The sequence below is a fragment of the Micromonospora sp. DT227 genome (assembly GCF_049841835.1).
Classification (GTDB): Bacteria; Actinomycetota; Actinomycetes; order Mycobacteriales; family Micromonosporaceae; genus Micromonospora.
In genome coordinates, this window is the sequence record NZ_JBNCLA010000007.1 from 222,216 (window position 1) to 248,181 (window position 25,966).

Here is a 25,966-nt window from a genome sequence, read left to right on the forward strand (position 1 = left end):
TTCCCCGAGCGTGTCTCATCTTGTTTGTGCTGGTGAGGGGGTCTTGACGGTGGTGTGGTGGGTGTCGAGTCGCTGACCAGGGGTGTGTTGATCTCCGCGGTGATCATCTGCCGGGTGTTGGTCGGTGTGTGGGCGTGGCATCCGGGCATGAAGGGAGCCCTCGGCGAGGATCGCTGGTCGTGACACACATCGATCTGCCCGCCGAGGGCACGGCATTGGTCTATCAGGCCCGGTTGCCGTTGTCGACCCAGACCCTCACGATCGCCGGACAGGCCCTGCGGCGCCACCGTCGCGAGGTGAGGTCACGGTGGCGCAAGCTGCCCGACCTGACCTGCGTCCTGATTGTTCTCGCGGTGCTACGCAAGGGAGAACGACCGGCTGATCTCGCCGCCGCGTACCGGGTGTCGCATCACAGCGTGCGCCGCTGGGTCAGACAGGTCGTCGGTGTCCTGGCACGTAGCGCGCCCCGCCTGGACCGAGTCCTGGCCGCCCGGCGCGCCAACGAGGATCCGGTGTTACTGCTCGACGGGACCTGCATCCCGGTGCACAGCCCGGCCGGCAGAGCCGAGAAACGGTTCTGGTGCCCGAAACACAAGACCCACCACCTGCGGGTGATCACCGTGACCGACCAGCACGGCCGGCTGCTGTGGGCCTCCGCGGCGCAACCAGCACGACTGCACGAGGCCACCCACGCCAAACGCCTAAGCCTGCCCCCACGACTACGCCGACACCACCTGGCGGTCATCTGCGACCGGTTCCACACCCGCCTCGACGACCAACCCGACACCGACCCCACCGTCATCGTCGGCCGCCGCGCCAGCCGCAACCACAAACTCACCCCCGCCGAGAAAAACACCAACGCGATCATCGCCCGCGAACGCGTCGCCAACGAACACGCCCACGCCCACCTGAAGAACTGGCGCATCCTGCACCGACTCCGCCGCGACTGGCGCGCCCACGCCACCACCCTGGTCCGAGCACTGCTCGTCCTCACCCACGCCCAGATCGCCCGCTGAGCCTGCACCAGGCAAACGATCAACCATGAGATCAACAACCCACCGACCAGCCAGGAAACACCTCACACCACCACGGCAACACCTCCCGACCAGCACAAACAGGATGAGACAAGCTCCCCGAACTTGCGCCAGCCCGCCAGCCCGCCAGCCAGCCCACCCCACAGGCCCGGCCGCCCGGCGGGGCGGGCGCGGTCAGCAGAGCGCGGCGGCGACCGCCTCGGCGGCGGCGGTCACCTGGGCGCCGACCTCGGTCACGTCGAGCGGGGTCAGCGAGACCACGCCGACGCTGCCCTCCAGGCCCGGCACGCCCAGCACCGGCGCCGCCACCCCGTACGCCCCGGACTGGAGTTCCCCGCTGGTGCTCACCGGGCCGGACTCGCCGGCCCGCCCGGCCAGCACGGCCCGGCCGGCCGCGCCCCGCTCCAACGGGTGCCGGGAACCGGTCCGGTACGCCACGTGGAACGCGGTCCAGCTCGGCTCGACCACGGCCAGCGCGACCCCCTCGCCGCCCTCCACCACGGTCAGGTGGGCGGTCGCGCCGGTCCGCTCGGCGAGCCGGCGCAGCGCCGGCAGCGCGCCCTCGGCGAGCAGCGGCTGCGCGCGGCGGGCCAGGTGCAGCACGCCCATACCGAGCCGCAGCCGGCCCTCGCCGTCGCGCCGCAGCATGCCGTGCGCGGTCAACGCGCCGACCAGCCGGTAGACGGCCGCCCGGCCGATGCCGAGCCGGTGCGCGGCCTCGGTGACGGTCAGCCCGCCCGGCGCGTCCGCGACGAGGTGCAGCAGGCGCAGACCCCGGTCCAGGGTCTGCGCGGTCTCTCCCGGGCGTGCCGCCGTGTCCACAGCACGCAGCGTACGACCCGGCTCGGGCCAACCCGGAAATGTGTGGAGGGCTACCCTTGGGAGGTGACGCTACGCCTGTATGACACCGCCACCCGATCGGTGCGGGACTTCGTCCCGCGGGAAGCCGGCAAGGTGGGGGTCTACCTGTGTGGTCTCACGCTCCAGGCGCCCCCGCACATCGGCCACCTTCGCTCCGGCGTCAACTACGACGTGCTGCGTCGCTGGCTGCTGGGCAACGGGTTCGAGGTCACGTTCATCCGCAACCTGACCGACATCGACGACAAGGTGCTGGCCAAGGCCATCGAGCAGGGTCGGCCGTTCTGGTCGATCGCGTACGCCAACGAGCAGATCCTCACCGCCTCCTACCGGGCGTTGAACGTGCTGCCGCCGACCTACGAGCCGCGGGCCACCGGTCACATTCCGGAGATGCACGAGCTGATCGCCCGACTGATCGAGACCGGGCACGCCTACCCGGCCACCGACGGCTCCGGCGACGTCTACTTCGACGTGGCGTCCTGGCCGGCGTACGGCGCACTGTCCGGGCAGGCCCCGGCCGACATGCAGCCGGCCGGCGACGCCCCCGACCGGGGCAAGCGCGACCCGCGTGACTTCGCGCTCTGGAAGGGCGTCAAGCCGGGCGAGCCGACCGAGGCCGCCTGGCCGTCGCCGTGGGGCCGCGGCCGGCCCGGCTGGCACATCGAGTGCTCGGCGATGTGCTGGCGTTACCTGGGCGCCGAGTTCGACATCCACGGCGGCGGGCTCGACCTGACGTTCCCGCACCACGAGAACGAGATCGCCCAGTCGCAGGCCGCCGACCTGCCGTTCGCCCGCTACTGGGTGCACCACGGCCTGCTCGGCATCGGCGGCACCAAGATGGGCAAGTCGCTCGGCAACACGCTCGACCTCGACTACGTGGCCTCGCTCGGGGTGCGCCCGGTGGAGCTGCGCTACTACTACGCCGCCGCGCACTACCGGTCCCGCATCGACTACTCCGAGGACGCGCTGCGCGAGGCCGCGGTCGCGTACCGGAGGATCGAGGGCTTCGTGCAGCGGGCGGTCGAGCGGGTCGGCGTGGGCCGACCCGGTGAGCTGCCCGCCGGGTTCGTGGCGGCGATGGACGACGACCTCAACACCTCGGCGGCGCTCGCCGTGCTGCACGAGGTCGTCCGGGACGGCAACACCGCGCTGAGCGGCGGCGACGATGTGACCGTCCGCACGACGCTGGCCGCCACGCGGGCGATGCTGGATATCCTCGGCGTCGACCCCCTGGATCCGGCCTGGACCGGTGGCGACCGCACGGACGACCTGCGCGGCGTGGTGGACTCACTCATCGCGTTGGCCCTGGAGCAGCGCGCGCAGGCCCGTGGCCGCAAGGACTGGGCCGCCGCCGACGCGGTCCGTGACCAGCTCAAGCAGGCCGGGGTGGTCGTCGAGGACACCCCCCAGGGCCCGCGTTGGACTATTGGAGAGCAGGACTGATGGCCGGCAACTCGCAGCGCCGTGGCCGGCGACTGACGCCGAAGGCGGGCGCCCCCAAGGGCACCGGTGGCAAGAACAAGGACTCCCTGGCCGGCCGGGGGCGCACCCTCCCGGCCGACGAGCGTCCCTGGCACAAGGCCTACTCGGGCACCGAGAAGCTGCCCCAGCGCACCGCCTGGAAGCAGGACAAGGAGCGCCGCGCCGCGGCCGAGGAGGGCCGCGCGCCCAAGATCGGCCAGCCCGGCAGCAAGGACACCACCTGGGGCAGGGGCGGCGGTCGGGGCGTACCCACCGCCAAGGGCCGCAGCGGCGGCAAGCCGGGCGGCCGGTCCGGCGGGCCCCGGGTCTCCCCGGGGCGCAAGTCGAACCCGGCGAAGGACAGCCCCGAGCTGCTCGTCGGCCGGAACCCGGTGCTGGAGTCGCTGCGCGCCCAGGTGCCGGCGACCGCGCTCTACACCGCGCAGGGCATCGACATGGACGACCGGGTCAAGGAGATCGTCCGCACCGCCGCCGACCGGGGCATCGCGATCCTCGAGGTGAGCCGCGCCGAGCTGGACCGGATGACCGGCGGGGTGCTGCACCAGGGCGTCGGCCTCCAGGTGCCGCCGTTCGCCTACGAGTCGTTCGACGACCTGGTCACCGCCGCGCTGGAGCAGGCCGCCCCGCTGCTTGTCGCGCTGGACGGGGTCACCGACCCGCGTAACCTCGGCGCGGTGATCCGGTCGGCCGCCGCGTTCGGCGCGCAGGGTGTCTTCGTGCCCGAGCGGCGGGCCGCCGGGATCACCGCGACCGCCTGGCGGACCAGCGCCGGCGCGGCCGCGCGCGTTCCGGTCGCCCAGGTCACCAACCTGACCCGGTCGCTGAAGGCGTGCAAGGAGGCCGGCTTCATCGTGGTCGGCCTGGACGCCGACGGGCAGACCGACCTGTACGACCTGGAGGCCGCGGTCGGCCCGCTTGTCGTGGTGGTCGGCTCGGAGGGGCGCGGGCTGTCCCGCCTGGTCGGCGAGACCTGCGACCTGACCGTCAGCATTCCGATGATCTCCGACGTGGAGTCGCTCAACGCGAGCGTCGCCGCCGCGGTCACGCTCGCCGAGGTCGCCCGCCGCCGCGCGGTCGAGGGCTGACCCGCAAGCACGAAAAAGGGGCGGTCCGCCGTGGCGGGCCGCCCCTTTTACTTCGCGTACGTCAGATCCGCTGGCCGGTGGTGGCGTGGAAGGCGTGGCTGCGGCCGGGGCGCGGCTTGACGAACACGGTGTCGCCCATGTTCGGCATGCTGCGCCGGTCGGTGCGGACCACGAACCGCTCGTTGTGGCCCTCCAGCGCGGCGTGGCCGTAGATGTTGGCGTCGGAGCCCAGGTCCTCGACCAGCTCGACCACGACCGGCATGCCGCCCTCGGACGGGCTCACCAGGTCGCAGTCCTCCGGGCGGAAGCCGACGGTGACCTTGCCGTCGCCGCCCTCGCCGCGGGCCGCCTCGATCTGCTCGCGGGTCAGCGGCATGATCATCTCGGCGAACACGCCGCCCTGGTCGGTCAGCTTCACCGTCTTGATGTTCATGGCCGGGGAGCCCATGAAGCCGGCGACGAAGACGTTGGCCGGGGTGTCGTAGAGCGCCCGCGGCGTGTCCACCTGCTGGAGCACACCGTCCAGCATGACCGCCACCCGGTGACCCATGGTCATGGCCTCGACCTGGTCGTGGGTGACGTAGACGGTGGTGACGCCGAGCTTCGCCTGGAGCGAGGCGATCTGGGTACGGGTCTGCACACGCAGCTTGGCGTCGAGGTTCGACAGCGGCTCGTCCATGAGGAAGACCTGCGGCTCGCGGACGATCGCGCGACCCATGGCGACCCGCTGGCGCTGACCGCCGGAGAGCGCCTTCGGCTTGCGGCTGAGGAACTCCTCGAGCTGGAGCAGCCCGGCCGCCTCCTTGACCCGCCGGTCGATCTCCGACTTCGAGGTCTTGCGCAGCTTGAGCGCGAACGCCATGTTCTCGTACACCGTCATGTGCGGGTAGAGCGCGTAGTTCTGGAAGACCATCGCGATGTCGCGGGCCTTCGGCGGGAGGTGGGTGACGTCCCGGTCGTCGATGTAGATGGCGCCGTCGTCGACGTCCTCCAGGCCGGCGAGCATCCGCAGGCTGGTGGACTTGCCGCAGCCGGACGGGCCGACCAGGACGAGGAACTCCCCGTCACCGATCTGGAGGTCGAGCTGGTTGACGGCGGGGCGCTCGGTGCCCGGATAGATCCGGGACGCCTTCGCGTAGGTGACCGTAGCCATGATGAAGCGCTTCCTTTCACCGGCAGGAACGTGCCGGACGATCCGAGTGAAGGAGCGACCGGCACCCAGGGTGCCGGCCAACGGGAGCGTCGCCCGGGCAGCCGAGGCCGGCCGGAGTGTCGTCCGTGTCACTGCACCGTAAACGGCTTTCGCGTTCGTGCCAAGACGAGACGCAGCGGGTGGGACGGACGGCATACACATTTCGGTCAGTCGAGCACTGAGAGGCATCAATCTCCCCGCTGTGAGCGCTATCAGTGGACGATCGGCCGGCCGACCCGGTGAGGTAACTGACGTTTTCCGTGCTCGGGAGCCCTGCCAGGCGGGATTTCCCGAGCCCAGTCGCTATGCTGAGCCCGTCACACGCGCCCCTGTAGCTCAGCTGGCCAGAGCACTCGCCTTGTAAGCGAGATGTCGCCGGTTCGATCCCGGCCGGGGGCTCCAATTCCACAGGACGTTCCCCGGCCGACAGCGCTCGCACGACGGTCAGCCGGTGGCGTCCCGGGTGCCGGTGGTGATCGGCGCGGGCCGGAAGCCTTTGACGATCAGATAGACGCCCAGCGAGAACTCCCACACCGCGATCGGGAGGGCCGCGATCGCGGTCACCGGGGACAGCCGGTCCCAGAGGTCGAAGAGCACGCCGATGTCGGCGGCGACGAGCAGGGGCGCCCCGACGAGCCCGAGCAGCGGCAGAACACGCGGGACGAGGCGGGACTGGTACAGCAGGGATCCCAGTAACAGCGCGTTCACGGCCGGCATGAGGCTCTGGCTGAGCAGGAACATCGAGTCGTAGAGAGCGACAAGCGCCTGGCCGGTGACCAGCGCGTCAGCTCCGGCGCCGGCCCGGCGCAGGGCCACGACCGTCAGCAGGCTGGCGACGCCGACGAAGATGCCGCCGGCTTCGAGGACCCGGGCCGCGACGAAACCCAACGCCCGCGCCTCGCCCTGTCGCCGGAGCACGGGGAACAGCGCGACGGCTGTGCCGATGCAGGCGAGCGCGACGATCACCTCAAGGACGCCGCCGGCCACGACCGGGGTCTCCGACGTGCTGCCGACGAGGTAGTCCGCCTCGCGCACCGGGGCGTACAGGGTGAGGGTCGGGATCGAGGCGAAGGTGAGCACGTAGCACCCGCCCGCGACGAGTGAGGTCTTCCGCAGTGCGTCCATGGCGGCTCCGTCCGGCGCGATCGGTCAATCGACGGATGTCACGCTTTCACCCTGCTGCGGATCGGCGCGTCGGCGGATCGGCCGCTCGGGCAGTCCTCGCCGCGTCATCGGGTGGAACGATGAGTGGTGTTAACAGGGGGCCCCTCCTCTGCAGAATGCGTTAACAGGGTGCCCTTCCTTGCACAGCGGGAGGTGGGATGAGTCGGGCGGTGGAGGAGTCGAACCGGGCGATGCTGCGCGCCCGGGACGCGATGGACCGGGCGTACGCGCAGCCGCTGGACATTCCCGCGTTGGCCCGGATCGCGTACGTCTCCGAGGCGCACTTCATCCGCACGTTCCGGGCCACGTTCGGCGAGACGCCGCACCGCTACCTGCAACGCCGCCGGATCGAGCGGGCCATGTACCTCCTGGTGCGCACCGCGGAACCGGTCACCGAGATCTGCCACCTGGTCGGGTTCGGCAGCCTCGGCACGTTCAGCCGGACGTTCCACGACATCGTCGGTGAGTCCCCGTCGGCCTACCGGCGTCGCAAGGCCGCCCCGGCCGACGTGCCGAGCTGCTTCACCAGGGCATGGATGCGCCCGAGCGCCGCCGCGGGCCGCGACGCGAAACGTGCAGTTTTGGATAAGCAGCAGGCCGGGGGCCTGCTCTAGCGTCCTCGTCATGACGATGACTTCGATCTCCCGCTCTCAGATCTATGTGCTCGACCAGGACGAGGCCCTCGACTTCTACGTCGGCAAGCTGGGCATGGAGGTGAACACCGACCAGGATCTCGGCTTCATGCGGTGGCTCACGGTCAACGTGCCGGGCGACCCCGGCCGGGAGATCCTGTTGGAGAAGCCCGGCCCGCCGGCGCTGGACCCGAAGACCGCGGAGCAGGTCCGGGAGCTGCTCACCAAGGGCGCCACCGGCGGTTTCCTGTTCCTCACCACCGACGACGCGCACCAGACGTACGCGGACCTCGTGGCCAAGGGCGTGGAGGTCACCGACGAGCCGACCGACCGGCCGTACGGGATCGACTTCGGCATCCGCGACCCGTTCGGCAACCGGATCCGGATCGGCCAGATGCACCCGCGGGAGCAGTGGGCGAACGGCTGACCACGGGCTGCGGGATCGGGGAGCGGCCGACTAGGGTCGGACTCTTCCGATCTTGGAGGATGACCGATGTCGAGCCGACTGTTGTTCTTGGCCCGGCACGGTGAGCAGGCGGATGCCGGGACGGAGGCTCCGGAGATCGGCCTCTCCGCGCGGGGTCGGCGCCAGGCGACGCTGCTCGGCGAGCGGCTGCGCGGCGCGCGTCTCGACGCCGTGCACCACGGGCCGCTGGCCCGGGCCGCGGAGACCGCCGCGCTGGTCGCGGCGGAGCTGCCGGGTGTTCCGGTACGCGTCGACGACCGGGCCGGTGACCACATGCCGCACGACACCGACCCGGCCGGCCTGCCGGAGCGGTACGCGGCGTTCCTCGCCCAGTTCTCCGAGCGGGACCGGCGGGACGGGCCGCGCGTGACGGCGGGGGCGGTGGCCCGGTTCGCCGCCGCCCCCGCCTCCGGCGACGTCCGTGAGCTGGTGGTGACCCACAACTTCCTGGTCGCCTGGCTGGTGCGGCACGCCCTGGAGGCGCCGGAGCGCCGGTGGATCGGGCTCAACCACGCCAACTGCGCGTTGACCGTGATCCGCTACAGCTCGGCCGGCCCGCCGACGGTGGTCGCGCTGAACGACGCCGCCCACCTGCCGCCCGAACTGCGCGCCACCGGCCTGCCGGACGACTACCGCTTCTGAGGCGTGCACCGCACCGTCCGCGCCGGGCAGCCGGCGGGCCGGCCCGACCCGGTCGGCGGGGAGCCGGAGTGGCACCTGCGCGCCGCCACCCGCACGTCGGCGCCGGGCCGGGCACGGGCGACCGGCGCCGCGCCGCCGCTCAGCCGCGCAGCTTCACCACGGCCTCGGCCAGGGCACGGGCGGACTGCGGGTTCTGGCCGGTGACCAGGCGGCCGTCGACCACCACGTGCTCGGTGAAGTTCGGCGCCGGCACGTGCTGCGCGCCGGCCTCGGCGAGCTTGTCGGCGAGCAGGAACGGCACCGCGTCGGTGAGGCCGACGGCGGCCTCCTCGTCGTTGGTGAAGCCGGCCACCCGCTTGCCGGCGATCAGCCGCGCGCCGTCGGAGAGGGTGAGGTTCACCAGCGCGGAGGGGCCGTGACAGACGGCGGCGACCACGCCGCCGCGCTCGTAGACCGAGCGGGCGATCCGGGCCAGGTCCGGGTCGTCGGGGAAGTCCCACATCGTGCCGTGGCCGCCGGCGAAGACGATCACGTCGTAACCGGACGGGTCGACGTCCGCCGCCTTCGGGGTGTCCGTCACGCCGGCGGTGGCGAGGAAGTCGTTCTGGGTCTTGTCGTCGCTGTCCCGGCCGTCGGTCGGCGGCTCGCCGCCGGCCACCGACACCAGGTCGACGTCGTACCCGGCGGCCCGGAAGACCTCCCACGGTTCGGCGGCCTCGCCCACGTAGTAGCCGGTCTTGCGGCCCGTGGTGCCGAGGTCGGAATGGCTGGTCAGCGCGATGAGTGCACGAGTCATGTCCACCATGCTGACGCGCCGAGCCATAGCTGACCAATAGGCGAGAGTCACGTTGGCGATAGGTTTGCTGATGTGAAGGTGTCGCTGGACCTGCTCCGCAGCTTCCTCGCCGTGCACCGGGCCGGGTCGGTCACCGGCGCGGCCGAACTGCTCGGTGTGGCGCAGCCCACGGTGACCGCGCAGCTCCGGGCGTTGGAGGAGGCGGTCGGGCGACCGCTGTTCGACCGGCTGCCCCGGGGCGTCACCCCGACCGCCGCCGGGGACGAGCTGGCCCGCCGGGTGGCCGAGCCACTGGACCGGCTCGCCGCCGTGCTGATCGAGGAACCGGACGCGGCGTACGCCCGGACGGTCTTCCTCGGCGGGCCGGCCGAGTTGCTCGGTGAGCGGGTGCTGCCGGCACTTGCCGGCCTGGTGGCCGACGGCCTGGAGCTGCGGGTGGTCGCCGGGATGCCGGAGCGGCTGCTGGACGACCTGGTCGCCGGCCGGCTCGACCTGGCGGTGACGAGCGTGCGGCCACGCCGGCGCGGGGTGGTCGTCGAGCCGCTCTACGACGAGGAGTTCGTGCTGGTGGCGGCGCCGGTCTGGGCGGAGCGGCTGGCCGGCCCGGTGACCCCGGCGGCGCTGCGCGACGTGCCGCTGGTCGCCTACGGCGAGGAGGCGCCGATCCTGCGCCGTTACTGGCGCACTGTCTTCGACACCCGGCTCACCCGCACTCCCAGCCTGGTCGTGGCCGACCTGCGGGCGGTCCGGTCGGCCGTGGTGGCGGGCGCCGGGGTGAGCGTGCTGCCGGCGTACCTCTGCCGGGGTGAGCTGGCCTCGGGCGCGGTGCGGGCACTGCTCGCGCCGCCGGTGCCGCCACTCAACACGCTCTTCCTCGCGGCCCGGCCGGCGGCGGCCGGGCGGCGCGAGACGGAGGCCGTGCGGCGGACGTTGCACGCGGCGGCGGCCGGCTGGTGACCGGCCCGGGTCAGCCGGTGGCGCGGGTGAGCAGGCCGACCACCTCGGCGGTGGCGGCCGGCGGGGTCGCCTGCGGCGGGCAGTCCACGTAGGAGCTGGTGGTCGGGCCGATGGTGAGCCGGTAGCTGAACGCGTCGGCGCACATGGTCGCCGGCACGGTGACGGCGGCCTCGGCGGTCAGCCGGGGGTCGACGGTGAGCTGCCGCAGCCGGTCGAGGTCGGCGTCGGCGAGCCGGCCGTCGCGGGTGGCGCCGGCCCGGTCGGTCTTCGTCCAGTGACCGTCCGGCCGCACGGTGATGGTGTCGGTCAGCCCGGCGATGCCGCCGGAACGCACGAGGACCACCTCGACGCCGGGCAGTCCGGTGGCGGCCGGTCCGACCGGGGCCGGCGTGTCGGCCCGGGCGCAGCCGGCGAGCGGGGTGAGGACGGCGGCGAGGGCGATCGCCGCGGCGGGGGCTGCTCTCATACCGATCGGACGCACGACGGGGCCACCCGGTTCCGGACCACCGCGCCCCCCTCATCCGTTCGGTCAGTGTCTGAGGCGGGAAGCCGTCGCCCTCTTTCACGTCTGTCGATGTCTCAGCTATATCTACATGAGTGACTACCCCCGTCACAACTTCCTTTCAGGAGGGCATGTGAAAAGAACCGTCGCCGCCGTCAGCGCAGCGCTGCTCACCAGCGGCGTGCTGGCCTGCGTCACCAGCACGGCGCAAGCGGCAGCGCCCAGCGCCCCCAGCCCCGAGCGTGCCGCCGCGGCACGCGCCGACAGCCTGCTGCGCGCCAACCCCGGCGCCGTGCAGGGTGCCGGCGGGGAGGCGTACCAGGCCGTCCGTACCAAGGTCGACCCCTCCGGGGCGGCGCACACCCGCTACACCCGGACCTACCAGGGCCTGCGGGTTTACGGCGGCGACTTCGTCGTGCACACCGCCCCGAACGGCACCATGAGCGGCACCTCGGTCGGCCTGTCCGCCCCGCTGACGCTCGGCACCAGCGCCAAGGTCGGCGCGGACGCCGCCAAGGCCAGCGCGCGCAAGGCGTTCTCCGGCAGCCTCACCTCCGTCGGCGCGCCCGAGCTGTTCGTGGACGCCAGCAGCGGCAAGGGCCGGCTGGCCTGGGAGACGGTCGCCTCCGGCTGGAAGGCGGACAAGCAGACGCCGTCGAAGCTGCACGTCGTCACGGACGCCACCACCGGCAAGGTGATCGGCTCGTACGACGAGATCGAGTCGGTGGTCGGCAGCGGCCAGGGCATCTACACCGGTTCGGTCAGCATCGACACCACGCTCTCCGGCAGCACCTACCAGATGATCGACCCGTCGCACGGCAACGGCCGTACCTGCGACATGAACAACGGCACCTCGACCTGCACCACGTTCACCGACGCCGACAACGCGTGGGGCAACGGCGCCAACTCCAACCGGCAGTCGGCCGCCGTGGACGCCCACTTCGGCGCCGCCAAGACGTTCGACTACTTCCTCAACGTGCACGGCCGCAACGGCATCTTCGGCAACGGCCAGGGAGTGCCGAGCCGGGTGCACTACGGCAACAACTACGTCAACGCGTTCTGGGACGGGTCCCAGATGACCTACGGCGACGGGTCGAGCAACTCCCGCCCGCTGGTCTCGCTGGACGTGGCCGGCCACGAGATGAGCCACGGCGTCACCGAGGCGCTGTCCGGCCTGGTCTACTCCGGTGAGTCCGGCGGCCTCAACGAGGCCACCAGCGACATCTTCGGCAACATGATGGAGTTCTACGCCGCCGCGCCCAGCGACCCGGGTGACTACCAGGTCGGCGAGAAGATCAACATCAACGGCAACGGCACGCCGCTGCGCTACATGTACAACCCGTCGCTGGACGGCTCGTCCGACTCCTGCTGGTCCACCAGCACGAAGAACAAGGACGTGCACTACTCCTCCGGCGTCGGCAACCACTTCTACTTCAACCTGGCCGAGGGCACCGGCGCCACCGCGTACGGCACCTCGCCGGTCTGCGGCTCGGCCCCGGCGGTGACCGGCATCGGTCGCGCCAAGGCGGAGAAGATCTGGTACCGGGCGCTCGACGTGTACTTCACCTCGAACACCTCGTACGTGAACACCACCACCCCGTCGAACACGGCCCGCGCGTACAGCCTGCGGGCGGCGACCGACCTGTACGGCAACTGCTCCACCGAGTACAAGGCCGTCCAGGCGGCGTGGACCGCGGTGAACGTGGCCGGCAGCGACGCGCCGTGCAGCTCCACCGGGAACGACTTCTCCGTGTCGCTCTCCCCGACCGCCGGCTCGGTCGTCCAGGGCGGTTCCGCCACCGCCACCGTCGCCACCGCCACCACCAGCGGGACCGCGCAGACCGTGACGTTCTCCGCGTCCGGCCTGCCGACCGGCGCCACCGCGTCGTTCAGCCCCGCCTCGGTGACCTCGGGCGGCTCGTCCACGCTCACCATCGCCACCAGCGCGAGCACGCCGACCGGCACCTACGCGGTGACGGTCACCGGTAACGCGACGTCGGGCGCGAAGTCCGCCACGTACTCGCTGACCGTCACCGGCACCGGCGGCGGCTGCACCGGCGCCGGCCAGAAGCTCGGCAACGCGGGCTTCGAGAGCGGCACCAGCCCGTGGACCGGCACCACCGGCGCGATCGGCGCCTTCAGCGGCCAGTCGGCGCACGGCGGCACCCGGTTCGCCTGGCTGAACGGCTACGGCTACAGCAGCAACGAGAACATCGCGCAGTCGGTGGCGCTGCCGAGCGGCTGCTCGACCTACAACTTCAGCTTCTGGCTGCACATCGACTCGGCCGAGTCCACCACCAGCGTGCAGTACGACAAGCTGAACGTGCAGGTGCTCAACTCGTCCGGCACCGTGCTGGCGACGCTGGCGACCTACTCGAACCTGAACAAGGCCACCGGCTACAGCCAGAAGTCGTTCTCCCTGGCCGCGTACGCCGGGCAGACCGTGACGCTGAAGTTCACCGGCACCGAGGACGCGTCCCTCCAGACGTCGTTCGTCATCGACGACACCGCGGTCGACGTCTCCTGACCTGACCGCCCGACCCCGGGGCCCGGCGGCCACCCCACGCGGGTGGTCGCCGGGCCCCGCCCGTTACGGTCGCACCATGTCCGACGCGGAGTTGACCGTCACGGTGGACGGCCCGGTGGCGACCGTGGTGATCCGGAACCCGGCCCGGCGCAACGCCATGACCCCGGCCATGTGGCGGCAGCTTCCGGTGCTGCTCGACGGCCTGGAGGCGGACCCGGCGGTCCGGGTGCTGGTGCTCACCGGCGCGGCCGGCACGTTCTGCGCCGGCGCCGACCTCGGTGACCTGGACGAGCTGCTGGCCGCCGGCGACCACAGCATCGCGGTGGCCGCCGAGGAGCGGCTCGCCGCGTTCGGCCGCCCCACGGTCGCCGCGATCGAGGGCGCCTGCGTCGGCGGCGGCTGCCAGCTCGCCGTCGCCTGCGACCTGCGGCTGGCCGCGGCGGACGCCCGGTTCGGCGTACCGCCGGCGCGGCTCGGCCTGGTCTATCCCGCGCCGACCACCCGCCGGCTGGCCGGCCTGGTCGGGCCGTCGGCAGCCAAGCACCTGCTGTTCACCGGCGACCTCGTCGACGCCGAGCGGGCGCTGCGGATCGGCCTGGTCGACGAGGTGCTGCCGGCCGCCGCGCTCGCCGACCGGGTGGCGGCGCTGACTGCCACCGTCGCCGGGCGTTCGCGGCTCACCGTGACCGCCGCCAAGGAGATCATCGACGGGCGCGCCGACGCCGACCGGATCGCCTGGTGGCACGCGCAGGTGCGGGACAGCGGCGAGGCCCGCGAGGGGGTGGCGGCGGCCAACGAACGCCGACCGCCGCGCTTCGGCTGGGCCCCTCGCTGACCGCCGTTTGACCGGCCGCCCCCGCTGGGTACGCCCCGAGTGACGAACGGGGGCCATGATGGACGGTCGGAGCGACCAGGCACACCTGATCCGGCGCGGCCGACGCCGGTTCTTCTGGATCATGCTCGGCGTGCCGCTGCTGGGCGGCGTGCTCGGCGTGCTGATCGCCCGGCAGGTGGGCGATGGCAATTTGCCGTCCTGGTCGTGGGGGCAGCCGCCGGAGTGGGCGCCGGTCACCGGGATCGCGCTCACCGTCCTCGGCCTGTTGGTCGAGGTCGGTGCGTTGGTGTGGGCCGCCCGACGCGGGCGACTCCGGTCGCGTCGGCAGTCCCCGCTGTGGGCGATGGGGATGCGGGAACGGTCCCGGCTGGTCAAGCAGGTGCGACATGGCGACATCGATGCCGGCACCGACCTGGCGACGCTCACCGTCGTCGCCCGCCAGATGGTGGACGGCGGCTGGTGGGCGATCCTCGCGGCCGGGCTCGTGGTGGTCAACCTCGGGCAGGCGTTGGCGCAGATCACCTCGCCCGTGACCCTGGGCATCTTCGGCCTGGTGGCGGTGCTGTTCGCGCTGGCCGGCTGGCAGGTCCACCGGGACGCCCGCCGCGCGGCGACGTTCCTACGCCACCACTCGACCGAGCCGACCCGCGTGCCGCACTAGATCTTGGAAGATTTCGGCCCCTGCGAGGGCCATTTCCTTCCAAGATCTCTCACATCGGGGGCCATGATGGACGGTACGGGGCCGGCAGCTACCGGGCCGGTCGGGAGTTCCGGCTGTGGGCGGTGAGTTGGGGTCGCCGCCGTGAGCTTGCACGGGCGGTCCGTCGCGACGTGGTCGAGTCCCCGGAGGATCTGCCCTGGCTGCGCACGACCGCGGCGCAGATGGTCCGCCAGCGGTGGTTCGTCCCGTTGTTCGGTGGCCTGCTGACGATGAACATCGGCCAAGCCTTGCTCAGTCTCGCCCCGATCTGGCTGGCCCTGATCGGCGTCACCGGCGTCATGTTCGGCATCGGCTGCTGGTGGATTCTCCGCGACGCGCGCCGGGCCGAGGCGTTCCTGCGGGCGCATCCCGCCGACCCGGCGACGGAACGCGAAGGCCCACCGCGACCGCGCGCCACACCGGGGAGTCCCGGAAATGCCTAGATCTTGGTACGGAACCGCCCCTCCGGGGGGCCGACCTGTACCAAGATCTCAGCGGGGCGGACGGGGCCGGCGGGCGCCGCGCCGGAGGCGTACCCCCGGCGCCGCCCCCTGTGCCCGCCGGCCGTCCGTCACCGCGCCAGCGCGACCCAGCTCGGCGTCGCCGGCTCCCGCCGCAGCGGCATGCCCGCCTCGGCCGGGGTCCGGTCCCCCTTGCGCTGGTTGCACGCGTAGCAGGCGGCGGTGGTGTTCCCCCAGGTGTTACGGCCGCCGCGCGAGCGGGGCACGATGTGGTCGACGGTGCTGGCCGGGCCGTCGCAGTAGGCGCACCGGCGGCGGTCGCGGGCCAGCACCCCGGCCCGGGACCAGGCCGGGCCGGCGCTGAACCGCCAGCGCGTCACCACGTACCGGACGAGGCGGACCACCCGGGGCATCGGGAAGACGCCGATGAGCCGGTCCGGCTCGGACTCGTGGATCTCCGCGACCCGGCGGCAGAGCATCCGGATCGCGTGCTGGACGGTGACCCGGTGCAGCGGGCCGAGGTCGGCGTTGATGACGAGGACGGCGTCCACCGGGCTCTCCCTTCACGATCGGTAGGTGGTGCGGCGACGAAAAAGCCGCCCGGTCCACGGGGACCGGGCGGCGACGACGTGGGCGCGCGACGTGCGCGTCAGTCGGGCCGTCCGGACCCCGGGCAGCCGTCGTCGAGCAGCCACGACGTCTTCGTGGTGGCGGATCGCAGCGACATGGACGGCTCCCGGAGCGGTGGTTGACCTTGCGCGTTCACGGTAGGTCCACGCCGGAGACGTGGGCAACGTATTTCGATCTCCCGTCGGAGGGCGGTCGCTGCCGGCCGGCCCGTCCGGCCCGGCGGGCGGCGGTGAGCGGGCGGTCGATCCGGGCGCTCATCTGCGCCACCAGCTCGCTCTCCAGCAGCGGCCGGTTCACCTCGGCGGCCACCGAGAGCGTCGGGGTGGAGATCGACCGCCAGATCGCGGTGAGCCCGGCCCCGAGACCGACGAGCGCCACCGCCGCCCGGGTGGTGGGGGAGCCGACCGCCGCGGCGGCGCTGGCCCCGACCACCGCCAGCAGCACCACCAGCAGCGGCGCCAGCACCGGCCAGAAGATGCCCCGCGGCGATCCGGGCCAGCGCCACGTCCACGCCGTCCAGGTACATGCCGAGCCGGTGCCGGCCCGACATCTCGGTCAGGTTGGACAGTTTCGCCGGGGCGGTCGCCGGTCGATCCCCGCCGTCGGTCAGGTCGGCGGTCTGCGCGTGGTGGTAGGCGTCCGCCATGGACCAGCCGAGCCGCAGCGCGGTGACCACGACCGAACGTTCGTCCCGCCGCTCCTCCGTCCGGGTCGCGGTGCTCGCCGCTTGACCTTAATGCGTGATTTGACCGTTTACCGACGGATCATCGGGACCGGCCCGCCAGCAGGCCGCGCGGACGGATCGACCGAACCGGCTCGGCCGCCGCCCCCTCCGCCCGCAGGATGTGGTTCGCCGCGATGATCCCGGTGGCCGCCGAACGCTCCATCAACGCGCTCGGGAACTCGGTCCGGATCCCGTCCCCGGCCAGATAGAGCCCCTCGGCGTCGGTGCGTACCCCCGGCCGGCCGGCGTGGCTGCCCGGGGTGAACGCCGGGGCCTGCGCCTCGACCCGGGCACGCAGCTCACGCACCCGCAGGTCGGCCACCTCCGGCCAGAGCGCGGTCAGCTCCCGCAGCATGCGGGCGGCCAACTCGTCGGCGGGCACGTCCGGCTCGCAGGCGTACGCGTGCAACTCGACCACCGAACCGCCGGTGCGCTCCGCCCAGCGGCGCGGCTCGGCCTCCAGCCGGTGGTACAGCGTCACCGAGTCCAGCGTGGGCTGGCGGGAGACGCCGCTGAACACCGCCCGGTCCCGGCGGACGTCGCCGTCCATCCAGTAGCGCGCCACCGCGTACGGCGGGCCGGGCCGGCCGAACGCGGGCATCCGCGCCACCAGTTCGGGCGCGGTCGCGACCAGGCCGGGGGAGGCGTCGACAAGCGCGGCCAGCGCCGGCGGGTCGACCGCGAGCACCACATGCCCGGCCTCCCAGCCGTCGCCGTCGGCGCCGGTCACCCGCCAACCCTCAGGCGTAGGGTCCAGCCGGGCCGCCGGCGTGCCGGTCAGCACCCGACCGCCGTGCTTCTCCACGTACCGGGTCAGCGGCTCCCAGATCGCCGTCGCATAGTCCTCGTCCGGGCAGTCGAAGGCCAGCCCTTCCGGGTTGCCGAGCAGGTAGAAGTGGAACTGGGCGATCATCTCGGCGGCTGACATCTCGGCCTCGTGGTTGAAGAACGAGTGCGAGAAGACCTCGAACAGCATGGCGCGGGCGCGGTCCGGCAACCGCAGCGACGTGAGCAGCTCGTCCGCGGTGCGCTCGTCGAACTCCGCGTAGGTGCGCACCGGGTCGTAGGTGAGCAGCGGCAACGCGGCGTCCCGGTCCATCGCCCGCAGGTCCGTCAGGCGCAGGCTCGGGCTGCGCAGCAGCAGCGCCAGCAGGTTGGCCGGCGGGGCCGGCGGCAACTTGCCGAACTCCTCGGTCGGCCACTGCGCGGACAGGATCGGATAGCCGGGGATCGGCTTGAGGAAACCGAGCGTCGGGTCGACGCGACGCAGGATCGCGCGCCAGTTCCAGTACTGCCGGAAGAACGCGTGGAACCCGTGCTCGTTCTGCTGCGGGCCGTCCGCCAGCGCCTCCGGCCAGGCGCCGAGCCGGCCGCCGAGGTGCGGCGCGGCCTCCAGCACGGTCACCGACACGCCGCGCTCGGCCAGCACCACCGCCGCCGACATCCCGGCGATGCCACCACCCACCACCAGCGCCGACGCCGGGCGCGGCACGCGCGGCGCGCCACCACCGCCCGGGTCCACCACGTGCTCACGTACGCCGATGAGCCGACCAACCTTCTGCGACAGCCCCACGCCCCACCCTCCGCTCAACAGTGCTCCCCAGTGTGCCCGAGCCGAAGGAGGGGCCCCCGCTTAACGCATACGGATGTGCCGGGGCCCCCGCTTAACAGTTGTGGCGACCCGACAGCTACCTGAAGGAGAAGACGCGTTCCGCCGGGTCCACGACCACGGCCAGAATCGCTCCCGGCACGAGAGCCGGGTCGTCGGGGCGGACCGCCTCGACCTCGAAGGCGGCGAACCCGGGGCCACTGATCCGCAGGCGGAGTCTCAACCCGGGTTCCTCGCCACCCAGGTTGTTGGCCACCGTGAGAACCTCCGCGGTGGCGGCGACGCCGGTGGCGGCGAGCCGCCGCATGTCGCGGCGCGAGCGGGTGACGAGGCGCAAGCCCCAGACGCCGAAGCCGACGCCGACGACCGTCATCAGGAGGTCCCCGCCGAGCAGGCCCCAGAAGTCCACCGTGGACAGGCTCCGGCTGTGCCACACGACGGGCACCAACAGGACCGGCCCGGCCAGACAGATCGCCAGGAACAGCACTCGGCAGAGCAGCGCGCCGACCGGACCGATGCGCGTCTCCGCCTCCCGCGGTGCGGTCGTCATCCGCACAGCCTAGGCGGGGACGTCCTATCCCGGCAGACACCGGCGGGGGCGGTCCGAGGCGGGCCAGACGTAGTCCAGGTCGGGCGGGGTGTCGGCGGGGAAGAGCGGCGCGTAGTGGGCGGGATCCTTGCGCAGCAGCGACGACCGATGGCTGCGGTGCAGGTCGTCGCGGCCCAGCCAGGGCGGCAGGTCACCGGTGGCGGCAAGCGCGTCCTGGGTCCGGATCGTGGTGAGGCCGCAGGCGGTGGCGAGGTCGGTGACGAGCGTGGCGGCGCAGGTGTCCGCCCGGCCGGGCTCGCACCACACCGCGCACATGTCCAGCCCGTATCGGGTGAGCGCCTCCTCGTATCCGGCCCACATCTTCACCGCCGGGTGGTTGCGCCAGCCGTAGTCCGGGCGGGTCAGCCCGCGCAGCACCTGGATGGCCTCCACGCGCTGCTTGCCCAGCCGCTTCTGGTCCAGGGCCCGGGCGCTGGCCAGGAAGTCCGGATACGGCAGGAACGTCTGCATGGCGGTGCTCTACCCGTACCCGGCGGCACCATGCCTTCAAGATCGCAGGGGGCTGTGCGTGCCGCGAGCGGCTGACTACGATCCGGGCATGGCCGAGCCCCTGCGCGACCGTGCGCGCCGCGCGACCGGGTGGCGGCTCCGCTCGAACGGCGACGAGCGCCCCCACTTCGTGGTCTGCGGCTCCGACCCGCTGGCCTACTGGGTGGTCCGGGCGTTGCTGGGCGCCGGCCCGACCGCCGGTCAGGTGCGGGTCACGCTCGTGGTGCCGGAGCGCCGCCGCTCCGACGGCCCGGACGGGCGGGACGTGCCCGGGGTACGCGTGGTCGCGGCGGACCGGCTCGACGAGGCCACGTTCCGCCGGGCCGGGCTGGCCGACGCGGACGGCCTGGCCCTGCTGCACCAGGACGACGTGGGCAACATGCACGCCGCGCTCTGCGCCCAGGAGGTCGAGCCCCGGCTGCGCCTGGTGGCCCGGATGTTCAACACCAACCTCGCGGACGGGCTGCGGCAGCTCTTCCCCGGCTCGGCGGTGCTCTCCGACGCGTCGATGGCCGCGCCCGCCTTCGTCGCCGCCGCGCTGGGCGAGCTGGCCCCGACCCACTTCCGGCACGCCGGCCGTACGCTCTACGTGGCCCGCCGCGCCGACGTACGCCCGCAGGACGTGGTCTGCGGCCTGGCCGTCACGACCGACCCGGAGCTGGTCCGGGTGCTGCCCGCCGACGAGGCCACGGCCGACGTGGTGCTGGCCGAGGCGACCGGCCGGCCGCCCGGCACCGAGCTGGCCGCGCGCCGGCTGGTGCGGGCCCGGCGACGCCGGCAGCCGGTGGAGGTGCTGCTCCGCGCGATCCGCAGTTTCGCCACCCGCAAGATCGGCATCGCGGTGCTGGTGCTGCTCGGGGTGATCGCGGTGCTGGGCTGGCTGAACGCCCGCGCGGCGGCGGTCACCTGGGGTGAGGCGCTCTACCTCACCCTGGTCACCACGCTCAGCGGCCAGGACCCGGACGTCAACAAGCCGGTCGCCGCGCAGGTCATGCAGGTGGTGCTGAACCTGGCCGGGCTGGCGTTGATCCCGCTGATCACGGCCGCCGTGGTCGACGGCATCGTCAACGCCCGGCTGGCCCTGCACACCGGCCGGATCCAGCCGGACCGCTCCGGGCACGTGGTGGTGGTCGGGCTGGGCAACATCGGCACCCGGGTGATGGCCCAGTTGCACGACTTCGGCGTCGAGGTGGTGGCCATCGACAAGAACCCGGACGCGCGCGGCGCGGCGCTGGCGCACCGGCTCGGGGTGCCGGTGATCGTCGGTGACGCCGGCCTGGAGGAGACGCTCCGCTCCGCCTCGGTCGACACCAGCCAGGCGCTGGTGGTGGTCTCCACCGACGACGGGGCGAACCTGCGCGCCGCGCTGATCGCCCGTTCCCTCGACCCCGACCTGCGGGTGGTGCTGCGGCTGTTCGACGGCGACTTCGCCGAGCGGATCCAGCAGGCGTTCGGCATCGGCATCTCACGCAGCGTCTCCTACCTGGCCGCGCCGTCGTTCGCGGCGGCCCTGCTGGACCGCGCGGTGATCGCCACCATTCCGGTCGACCGGCACGCGTTGCTGGTCACCGAGGTGCCGGTGGTGGCCGGCTCGCCGCTGGACGGGCGTCCGCTCGGCGCGGTGGCCCGCCCCGGCGAGGTGCGCCTGCTCGCGCACACCCGGGTCGGGCAGAAGGGCGACTGGTCGGTCGATCCGCGCGTGGTGCTGCGCGTCGGCGACCGGTTGACGGTGGTGGCCCGGCGGGCCGGGCTGACCGCCCTGCTGCGCGAGACCACGCCCGTGCCGCCGCCCAGACACCCGGACGAGTGACCCCGTCGAGTCGACTTCCACGGTAGTGTGGAACTCGTGGGTGCGGTCTACGAAGAGCTTCCGTTCAGTGAATTCCTCCACCATCCGGCCGCCACCGCGGACCGGCTGGAGAAGGTTCGCGCCCTGCGGCTACGCCGCCGGGGTGCCGGTGATCTGGCGCTGACTCGTGCCGACCAGCTGGAACGGGACGCCGTCGTCGTCGACTTCACCGCCCGGTTGCTGGCCGGCATGGTGCGGGCCGAGCCGTCGGTGGTCGTCCGCCGCGTGTTGGGCGAAGCGCTGCCCTGGGTGGCCTTCCTGCCCGACGAGGACGTCGATCAGTTGCTCGCCGAGCTGACCACGACCGCGCAGGGTGCCGCCTCGCTGGAGAACCTGTCGCCGGTCGCGGTCCTGCTCACCCAGTGGCGACACACCGCCGAGGTGCACGCCGATCCCACCCTGCTCGAACACGTCGGTCGGGAGCCCAGCGGCGATTTCGGCCCGGTGCCCGAGCCGGGCGCCCAGCCGTGAGCCCCAAGCGGGGCGACCGGGCGGCCCCACCATCCGTCGGCGGGGAGTACGAACTGCGCTTCGCCGACTCGGCTGCCGCCGAGGGCTGGGAGCAACTGGCCCGCCAGGTGCCGACGAACCTGCGCCGGGCGTTCGAATCGCTTCGGGCGAGCCCGCGATCCACCGCGAACCCCGACCGTCACCATCGCCTCAAGGGCTCGTTGGCGACCAGCCACTGGAAGGGCCAGGACCTGGAACGCTGGCAGTACGAGGTGACCGGCGGCGGCCGGATCTGGTACCTGATTGACGACGAGCGCCGCACGCTGTGGCTGACCTACGCGGGTGCCGGCCATCCACGCGCCACCGAGTGACCCGGGTTCAGGTCGTGCGGACGCGGCGGAGGGCGTACCCGACGGCGCCGAGGGCGAGCACGCCGAAGCCGCCGAGCACGCTGGGCAGCGGCAGGTTGACCGCGAGCAGTAGGCAGCCCGCCAGCCCCAGGGCCGCGAGCGCCCGCACCGGCAGCTTCCGGGCCGGGTCACGGTCGAGCGTCAGCGCGGCGGCGTTCGTGATCGCGTAGTAGACGAGCACGGTGCAGCTGGAGAAGCCGATCGCGCCCCGGACGTCGGCGAGCGCCACCACCACGATCACCACGGCGGCCACGGCCAGCTCGGCCCGGCGTGGCACCCGGTGGCGGGGGTGCACGGCGGCCAACGCGGCCGGCAGGTCGCGTCGGCGGGCCATCGCCAGCGTGGTGCGCCCGACGCCGGCCAGCAGCGAGAGCAGCACCCCGGTCACCGCGACGGTGGCCCCGGCCCGGACCAGCCAGGCCAGTCCGGGGTGGCCGGCGGCGGTCACCACGTCGACCAGTGGCGCCGGGGAAGCGGCCAGCCGGTCGGTGCCCAGCACGCCGAGCGCGACCACGGCCAACGTCAGGTAGACCGCCAGCACCGCGCCGAGCGCCAGCGGCACCGCGCGGGGGATGGTGCGCTCCGGGTCGCGGACCTCCTCGCCCAGCGTGGCGATCCGCGCGTACCCGGCGAACGCGAAGAAGAGCAGGCCGGCGGCGGTGAGCACGCCGTGCGCCCCGACATCGGCGGGGGCGGTGAGCCGGTCGGCCGTCACCTGCGGCACGCCGGTCACCGCCACCACGGCCAGCACGGTGAGCACCACCGCGACCAGGATCCGGGTGGCGGTCGCGGTCTTGCCGATGCCGCGCAGGTTCACCGCGGTCACCGCCACCACCGCGAGGACCGCGACGAGCCGCGCCCGCCCCGGCCACAGGTAGGCCCCGACGGTCAGCGCCATGGCCGCGCAGCTCGCCGTCTTGCCGACCACGAACCCCCAGCCGGCGAGGAAGCCGGCGAACGGGTGCAGGCGTTCCCGGCCGTACACGTACGTGCCGCCGGACTCCGGGTAGCGGGCGGCGAGCCGCGCCGAACTGGTGGCGTTGCAGAACGCGACGAAGCCGGCCAGCGCGAGCGCGACCAGGAGCCCGGTGCCGCCGGCCGCCGACGCGGCCGGCGCGAAGACCACGAAGACGCCCGCGCCGAGCATCGCCCCCAGACCGATGACGACCGCGTCGGGTACGCCGAGCCGGCGTGCCAGTTGTTCCACACCGGCAGCCTAGGGGCCGGACGTGAACGGCCGGTGCCGCCGACGGGATTCCGCCGGCGGCACCGGGATCGAGGTCAGCAGGGGCCGTTGTCGGTCCAGACGCCCTGGCTGTTGGTCCCCGGGACGTCGCCCTGGGTCCACCACCGCGCGGTCCACCGGTGCCCGCCGTAGGACACCACCGCGCCACCGGAGTACGCCGTGCCGGCGGTCCACACCGGCGCGGTGCAGGTCCCGCCGGTGGGCGTCGGCGAGGGCGTGCCGGTGGGCGTCGGGGAGGCGGTGGGCGTGGGCGTGGGGGAGCCGGCGCAGGCGCCCTGGTCGGCCCAGACCGCCGCGCTACCAGGCGTCTCGCCCTGGGTCCACCACTTCGCGGTCCAGGTGCGCCCGGCGTACGACACGGTCGCCCCACCGGAGTACGCGGTGGCCGCCGACCAGGCCGGCGCGGTGCAGGTGCCCCCGCCGGGCGGGGTGGAGCCGGTCGGGCTCGGCGACGGGCTGACCACCTCGCCGCCGCGCGCCCGGTCCGCGGCCAGCGCGTACGTCTGGCCGCCGAACGCGAGCGTGAGGTTGGCCGGGCCGGAGATCGGGAGCTGGTAGTTGAGCGTCACCTCGGCGTACGCGCCGGGCGCGATGGCGGCCGGCACGGTGAGGCGTACCCGGTTGTGGTCGCCTTTCAGGCCGCCCACGTTGCTGCCGGTGTGGCCGGTGGAGACCGTGGTGAGCGCCCAGCCGGACTGCTGGCTGAGCGTGGCCGGGGTGGTGGTCGGGTAGTCGAACTCCAGTTGCGCGCCGGCCGGGATCGGCGCGCCGGTGTTGTTGGTCAGCCGCAGCTCGGGGTTGATCGGGTAGTTGTTGTCGCCGAGCGCGAAGCCGCCCATGTCGACCGCCACGTCCAGCGTCCGGGTGGGCATGGTGATGCCCGCCTTGCGGGCGCCGTACGCCGGTGCGGTCTTCAGCTTGTCGTAGAGCAGCGTGGTGAGCGTGCCGCCCATGCCGTACCGGCCCTTGGCGGCGTCGTAGCCGTAGTCGCCGGCCAGTTCCCAGATCATCACGCCGCCGATGCCCTTGGCGGCCACGTAGTCGGCCTTGGCGGCGAGCGACTGGTCGTCCTCGGTGGAGAGGAAAACCTTCTTGTCGGCGTTCCACAGCCAGGGCGCGGCCAGCGCCGCCGAGTAGTTGCGGGCGTAGCTGCCGCTGATCCGGTCGGCCGGGTCGGTGGCCGGGGTGAGGCCGTACCCGGTCAGGTAGTCGCCGGTGATGCCGGCCTGGAGGTTCTTCGCGTGCCACATCGGGTTGGCGCCGCCGGGCACCTCGTTGCCGGCGGCGTCGAGGTCGTGCCAGAGGTTGTCGATGCCGACCGCGCCGTTGCCGCAGGGGGTGGTGGAGCCGATCGAGCCGCCGGTGCCGGCCGGGCACTTCGTCTGGTCGGGCAGCGCCGCGCGCCCCCACAGCCCGTTGGTGCCGCCGGTGACGCCCTGCCAGCCCCGGGTGTAGTAGGGCACGCCGATGTTCACCCGGCCGCTGGGCAGCGCGCCCCGGAAGTAGTGGTACGCCCAGTCGGTGTTGAGGTAGCCGATGCCGGAGTACGCGCCGTACACGCCGCCGGCGGCCAGCTCGGCGTCGTCGCCGTTGTCGTAGAGCGCCGCGTTCGGCCCGACGAAGTGGTTCCACGCGCCGTGCAGGTCGTAGGACATCGCGTTGACGTAGTCGAGGTACTGCAACGCCTGGTAGGACTCCATGCCGCGCAGCAGCCAGCCGGACGCGGGCGCGGCCACGGTGAGCAGGTAGTGCCGGCCGTCGGTGGCGGCGGCCCGGTCGAGCTTCTCCCGCAGCGTGCGCATCAGCACCTGGTACGAGGCGTTGAGGCCGGCCCGCTTGGCGTCGGCCTGGGCGAAGTCGAGCGGGTTGCCGGCCTTGTTGTTGGAGGTGGGGTACTCGTAGTCGATGTCCACCCCGTCGAAGCCGTACGTGCGCAGGAACGTCACCACCGAGTCGGCGAACGTGTTGATGCCGGCGGTGTTGACCGTGTTGGTGCCGGTGGTGGTCATCCGGTAGAAGCCGCCGGAGTCGAGCCGGTTGCCGCTGTCGTCGATGAAGCCGCCGGTCTCGGCCCAGCCGCCGACGCTGATCAGCGTGCGGACGTTCGGGTGCTGCTTCTTGTACTTGTTGAGCAGGTTGAAGTGCCCGGTGTAGGGCAGGGCCGGGTCCATCTCGGCGCCGGCCACCCCGGGCCAGGTCATGTTCGTGGCCGGGTTGTTCGCGGCGGCCGGGTTGCCGACGGAGATCTTGTTGCTGCCGTCGACGTGCGCGAACGCGTAGTTGATGTGGGTGACCTTCTGCCACGGGATCTGGTTGACCAGGTAGGCGGGGGCGCCGTTGCGGCCGGTCCGCCAACTGGTGAAGTAGCCGATGATCCGGCGGGTGTGGTCCGCGCCCATCTTCTCCCGGCCGGCGGTGTCGTAGACGGTGCAGTAGGGCACCGACACCCCGGGCGTGCGGTAGAGCCCGTCGGGCCGGCACGCCTCGTCGTCGGCGACGGCCGACCGGGCGTCCGGGGCGGCCACCACCACCGCCATGGCCGCGGTCAGCAGACCGGCGGCGCCGGCCGACAGCCAGCGGCTGATTCGTCTCGCCAGCACGTGCACCTCCTACATT

Annotated in this window: 27 protein-coding genes and 1 tRNA gene; 16 read left to right on the plus strand and 12 right to left on the minus strand. The window is 72.9% G+C overall.

What is annotated here, in order from left to right; translation table 11 throughout:
* Nucleotides 1–57: 57 nt before the first annotated feature.
* Nucleotides 58–183, plus strand: a complete 126-nt coding sequence (locus tag ACLQ2W_RS23925) for a hypothetical protein (protein WP_425788776.1) — start codon at nucleotides 58–60, stop codon at nucleotides 181–183.
* Entirely contained in the window at nucleotides 180–1,016 is an 837-nt protein-coding gene (locus tag ACLQ2W_RS23930) for a transposase family protein (protein ID WP_425788778.1), read from the plus strand. The genes ACLQ2W_RS23925 and ACLQ2W_RS23930 overlap by 4 nt, the downstream gene beginning before the upstream one ends.
* Before the next feature lie 192 nt (nucleotides 1,017–1,208).
* Here the strand turns inward: ACLQ2W_RS23930 and ACLQ2W_RS23935 are convergent, their stop codons facing one another.
* Nucleotides 1,209–1,856 carry an IclR family transcriptional regulator gene (locus ACLQ2W_RS23935; RefSeq protein WP_425788780.1) on the minus strand — a complete coding sequence of 216 codons (648 nt, stop codon included), beginning with the start codon at nucleotides 1,854–1,856 and terminating at the stop codon, nucleotides 1,209–1,211.
* Nucleotides 1,857–1,919: 63 nt separating this feature from the next.
* Between ACLQ2W_RS23935 and cysS the strand changes: the two genes are divergently transcribed.
* Both cysS and rlmB read left to right on the plus strand, forming a co-directional pair.
* Nucleotides 1,920–3,335, plus strand: a complete 1,416-nt coding sequence (gene cysS, locus ACLQ2W_RS23940; RefSeq protein ID WP_425788782.1) for a cysteine--tRNA ligase — start codon at nucleotides 1,920–1,922, stop codon at nucleotides 3,333–3,335.
* Nucleotides 3,335–4,459, plus strand: a complete 1,125-nt coding sequence (gene rlmB, locus ACLQ2W_RS23945) for a 23S rRNA (guanosine(2251)-2'-O)-methyltransferase RlmB (RefSeq protein WP_425788784.1) — start codon at nucleotides 3,335–3,337, stop codon at nucleotides 4,457–4,459. Before cysS ends, rlmB begins: the two co-directional genes overlap by 1 nt.
* Nucleotides 4,460–4,520: 61 nt before the next feature.
* Here rlmB and ACLQ2W_RS23950 read toward each other — a convergent pair whose 3' ends face one another.
* Nucleotides 4,521–5,612, minus strand: a complete 1,092-nt coding sequence (locus ACLQ2W_RS23950; RefSeq protein WP_281934499.1) for an ABC transporter ATP-binding protein — start codon at nucleotides 5,610–5,612, stop codon at nucleotides 4,521–4,523.
* A gap of 364 nt (nucleotides 5,613–5,976) precedes the next feature.
* Here ACLQ2W_RS23950 and ACLQ2W_RS23955 point away from each other — a divergent pair.
* A tRNA-Thr gene (locus ACLQ2W_RS23955) sits at nucleotides 5,977–6,053 on the plus strand.
* 42 nt (nucleotides 6,054–6,095) lie between these two features.
* On the opposite strand, the gene ACLQ2W_RS23960 is transcribed toward ACLQ2W_RS23955, so the two are convergent.
* Nucleotides 6,096–6,776: a DUF4386 domain-containing protein gene (locus ACLQ2W_RS23960; RefSeq protein ID WP_425788786.1), complete on the minus strand. Its 681-nt coding sequence runs from the start codon at nucleotides 6,774–6,776 to the stop codon at nucleotides 6,096–6,098.
* 197 nt (nucleotides 6,777–6,973) lie between these two features.
* Between ACLQ2W_RS23960 and ACLQ2W_RS23965 the strand changes: the two genes are divergently transcribed.
* The 3 genes from ACLQ2W_RS23965 (at nucleotide 6,974) to ACLQ2W_RS23975 (ending at nucleotide 8,555) form a co-directional block, all read left to right on the plus strand.
* A complete protein-coding gene (locus ACLQ2W_RS23965) occupies nucleotides 6,974–7,429 on the plus strand; it encodes a helix-turn-helix domain-containing protein (RefSeq protein ID WP_425788788.1) in 456 nt (151 codons plus the stop codon).
* A 10-nt stretch (nucleotides 7,430–7,439) separates the two neighbouring features.
* Nucleotides 7,440–7,874, plus strand: coding sequence for a VOC family protein (locus tag ACLQ2W_RS23970; RefSeq protein WP_425788790.1), 435 nt, complete (start codon nucleotides 7,440–7,442; stop codon nucleotides 7,872–7,874).
* A gap of 66 nt (nucleotides 7,875–7,940) precedes the next feature.
* Nucleotides 7,941–8,555: a histidine phosphatase family protein gene (locus ACLQ2W_RS23975; protein WP_425788792.1), complete on the plus strand. Its 615-nt coding sequence runs from the start codon at nucleotides 7,941–7,943 to the stop codon at nucleotides 8,553–8,555.
* Nucleotides 8,556–8,694: 139 nt separating this feature from the next.
* Here the strand turns inward: ACLQ2W_RS23975 and ACLQ2W_RS23980 are convergent, their stop codons facing one another.
* Complete coding sequence (locus ACLQ2W_RS23980) at nucleotides 8,695–9,351, minus strand: type 1 glutamine amidotransferase domain-containing protein (RefSeq protein ID WP_425788794.1); 657 nt, start codon at nucleotides 9,349–9,351, stop codon at nucleotides 8,695–8,697.
* A gap of 72 nt (nucleotides 9,352–9,423) precedes the next feature.
* Here ACLQ2W_RS23980 and ACLQ2W_RS23985 point away from each other — a divergent pair, with 72 nt between their 5' ends.
* Complete coding sequence (locus ACLQ2W_RS23985) at nucleotides 9,424–10,308, plus strand: LysR family transcriptional regulator (RefSeq protein ID WP_425788796.1); 885 nt, start codon at nucleotides 9,424–9,426, stop codon at nucleotides 10,306–10,308.
* 10 nt (nucleotides 10,309–10,318) lie between these two features.
* On the opposite strand, the gene ACLQ2W_RS23990 is transcribed toward ACLQ2W_RS23985, so the two are convergent.
* Nucleotides 10,319–10,774: a hypothetical protein gene (locus ACLQ2W_RS23990; protein WP_425788798.1), complete on the minus strand. Its 456-nt coding sequence runs from the start codon at nucleotides 10,772–10,774 to the stop codon at nucleotides 10,319–10,321.
* A 169-nt stretch (nucleotides 10,775–10,943) separates the two neighbouring features.
* Here ACLQ2W_RS23990 and ACLQ2W_RS23995 point away from each other — a divergent pair, with 169 nt between their 5' ends.
* The 4 genes from ACLQ2W_RS23995 to ACLQ2W_RS24010 all read left to right on the plus strand — a co-directional run bounded on the left by ACLQ2W_RS23995 (nucleotide 10,944) and on the right by ACLQ2W_RS24010 (nucleotide 15,315).
* On the plus strand, nucleotides 10,944–13,337 hold the full coding sequence (locus tag ACLQ2W_RS23995) for a M4 family metallopeptidase (protein WP_425788800.1): 2,394 nt from the start codon (nucleotides 10,944–10,946) through the stop codon (nucleotides 13,335–13,337).
* Nucleotides 13,338–13,413: 76 nt separating this feature from the next.
* On the plus strand, nucleotides 13,414–14,172 hold the full coding sequence (locus ACLQ2W_RS24000) for an enoyl-CoA hydratase/isomerase family protein (RefSeq protein WP_425788802.1): 759 nt from the start codon (nucleotides 13,414–13,416) through the stop codon (nucleotides 14,170–14,172).
* A gap of 55 nt (nucleotides 14,173–14,227) precedes the next feature.
* A complete protein-coding gene (locus tag ACLQ2W_RS24005) occupies nucleotides 14,228–14,833 on the plus strand; it encodes a hypothetical protein (RefSeq protein WP_425788804.1) in 606 nt (201 codons plus the stop codon).
* Nucleotides 14,834–15,003: 170 nt separating this feature from the next.
* Nucleotides 15,004–15,315: a hypothetical protein gene (locus ACLQ2W_RS24010; protein WP_425788806.1), complete on the plus strand. Its 312-nt coding sequence runs from the start codon at nucleotides 15,004–15,006 to the stop codon at nucleotides 15,313–15,315.
* A 128-nt stretch (nucleotides 15,316–15,443) separates the two neighbouring features.
* Here ACLQ2W_RS24010 and ACLQ2W_RS24015 read toward each other — a convergent pair whose 3' ends face one another.
* The 5 genes from ACLQ2W_RS24015 to ACLQ2W_RS24035 form a co-directional block, all read right to left on the minus strand.
* A complete protein-coding gene (locus ACLQ2W_RS24015) occupies nucleotides 15,444–15,884 on the minus strand; it encodes an HNH endonuclease (protein ID WP_425788808.1) in 441 nt (146 codons plus the stop codon).
* 211 nt (nucleotides 15,885–16,095) lie between these two features.
* Nucleotides 16,096–16,428, minus strand: a complete 333-nt coding sequence (locus ACLQ2W_RS24020; protein ID WP_425788810.1) for a hypothetical protein — start codon at nucleotides 16,426–16,428, stop codon at nucleotides 16,096–16,098.
* A 299-nt stretch (nucleotides 16,429–16,727) separates the two neighbouring features.
* Nucleotides 16,728–18,260 carry an FAD-dependent oxidoreductase gene (locus tag ACLQ2W_RS24025; RefSeq protein ID WP_425789029.1) on the minus strand — a complete coding sequence of 511 codons (1,533 nt, stop codon included), beginning with the start codon at nucleotides 18,258–18,260 and terminating at the stop codon, nucleotides 16,728–16,730.
* 115 nt (nucleotides 18,261–18,375) lie between these two features.
* Nucleotides 18,376–18,846, minus strand: coding sequence for a hypothetical protein (locus tag ACLQ2W_RS24030; RefSeq protein ID WP_425788811.1), 471 nt, complete (start codon nucleotides 18,844–18,846; stop codon nucleotides 18,376–18,378).
* 24 nt (nucleotides 18,847–18,870) lie between these two features.
* The gene (locus ACLQ2W_RS24035) at nucleotides 18,871–19,356 is read right to left on the minus strand and encodes an MSMEG_6728 family protein (protein ID WP_425788813.1); all 486 of its coding nucleotides are present in this window, start codon (nucleotides 19,354–19,356) and stop codon (nucleotides 18,871–18,873) included.
* 88 nt (nucleotides 19,357–19,444) lie between these two features.
* On the opposite strand from ACLQ2W_RS24035, the gene ACLQ2W_RS24040 reads away from it, so the two are divergent.
* From ACLQ2W_RS24040 to ACLQ2W_RS24050, 3 genes are read left to right on the plus strand one after another with little or no spacing between them, the layout of a single operon-like run.
* Nucleotides 19,445–21,205 carry an NAD-binding protein gene (locus ACLQ2W_RS24040; protein WP_425788815.1) on the plus strand — a complete coding sequence of 587 codons (1,761 nt, stop codon included), beginning with the start codon at nucleotides 19,445–19,447 and terminating at the stop codon, nucleotides 21,203–21,205.
* Nucleotides 21,206–21,241: 36 nt separating this feature from the next.
* Entirely contained in the window at nucleotides 21,242–21,715 is a 474-nt protein-coding gene (locus ACLQ2W_RS24045) for a hypothetical protein (protein ID WP_425788817.1), read from the plus strand.
* Nucleotides 21,712–22,065: a hypothetical protein gene (locus ACLQ2W_RS24050; protein ID WP_425788819.1), complete on the plus strand. Its 354-nt coding sequence runs from the start codon at nucleotides 21,712–21,714 to the stop codon at nucleotides 22,063–22,065. The genes ACLQ2W_RS24045 and ACLQ2W_RS24050 overlap by 4 nt, the downstream gene beginning before the upstream one ends.
* Before the next feature lie 7 nt (nucleotides 22,066–22,072).
* Here ACLQ2W_RS24050 and ACLQ2W_RS24055 read toward each other — a convergent pair whose 3' ends face one another.
* Both ACLQ2W_RS24055 and ACLQ2W_RS24060 read right to left on the minus strand, forming a co-directional pair.
* Entirely contained in the window at nucleotides 22,073–23,311 is a 1,239-nt protein-coding gene (locus ACLQ2W_RS24055; RefSeq protein ID WP_425788821.1) for an APC family permease, read from the minus strand.
* Between the two features lie 74 nt (nucleotides 23,312–23,385).
* Nucleotides 23,386–25,950, minus strand: a complete 2,565-nt coding sequence (locus ACLQ2W_RS24060) for a chitinase C-terminal domain-containing protein (RefSeq protein ID WP_425788823.1) — start codon at nucleotides 25,948–25,950, stop codon at nucleotides 23,386–23,388.
* Between the last annotated feature and the right edge of the window lie 16 nt (nucleotides 25,951–25,966).

Coding starts and splice junctions, on each gene's coding strand:
- rlmB (WP_425788784.1), top strand. CDS start 3,335: ATGGCCGGCAACTCGCAGCGCCGTGGCCGGCGACTGACGCCGAAGGCG.
- ACLQ2W_RS23950 (WP_281934499.1), bottom strand. CDS start 5,612: ATGGCTACGGTCACCTACGCGAAGGCGTCCCGGATCTATCCGGGCACC.
- ACLQ2W_RS23960 (WP_425788786.1), bottom strand. CDS start 6,776: ATGGACGCACTGCGGAAGACCTCACTCGTCGCGGGCGGGTGCTACGTG.
- ACLQ2W_RS23965 (WP_425788788.1), top strand. CDS start 6,974: ATGAGTCGGGCGGTGGAGGAGTCGAACCGGGCGATGCTGCGCGCCCGG.
- ACLQ2W_RS23970 (WP_425788790.1), top strand. CDS start 7,440: ATGACGATGACTTCGATCTCCCGCTCTCAGATCTATGTGCTCGACCAG.
- ACLQ2W_RS23975 (WP_425788792.1), top strand. CDS start 7,941: ATGTCGAGCCGACTGTTGTTCTTGGCCCGGCACGGTGAGCAGGCGGAT.
- ACLQ2W_RS23980 (WP_425788794.1), bottom strand. CDS start 9,351: ATGACTCGTGCACTCATCGCGCTGACCAGCCATTCCGACCTCGGCACC.
- ACLQ2W_RS23990 (WP_425788798.1), bottom strand. CDS start 10,774: ATGAGAGCAGCCCCCGCCGCGGCGATCGCCCTCGCCGCCGTCCTCACC.
- ACLQ2W_RS24000 (WP_425788802.1), top strand. CDS start 13,414: ATGTCCGACGCGGAGTTGACCGTCACGGTGGACGGCCCGGTGGCGACC.
- ACLQ2W_RS24005 (WP_425788804.1), top strand. CDS start 14,228: ATGATGGACGGTCGGAGCGACCAGGCACACCTGATCCGGCGCGGCCGA.
- ACLQ2W_RS24030 (WP_425788811.1), bottom strand. CDS start 18,846: ATGACGACCGCACCGCGGGAGGCGGAGACGCGCATCGGTCCGGTCGGC.
- ACLQ2W_RS24035 (WP_425788813.1), bottom strand. CDS start 19,356: ATGCAGACGTTCCTGCCGTATCCGGACTTCCTGGCCAGCGCCCGGGCC.
- ACLQ2W_RS24040 (WP_425788815.1), top strand. CDS start 19,445: ATGGCCGAGCCCCTGCGCGACCGTGCGCGCCGCGCGACCGGGTGGCGG.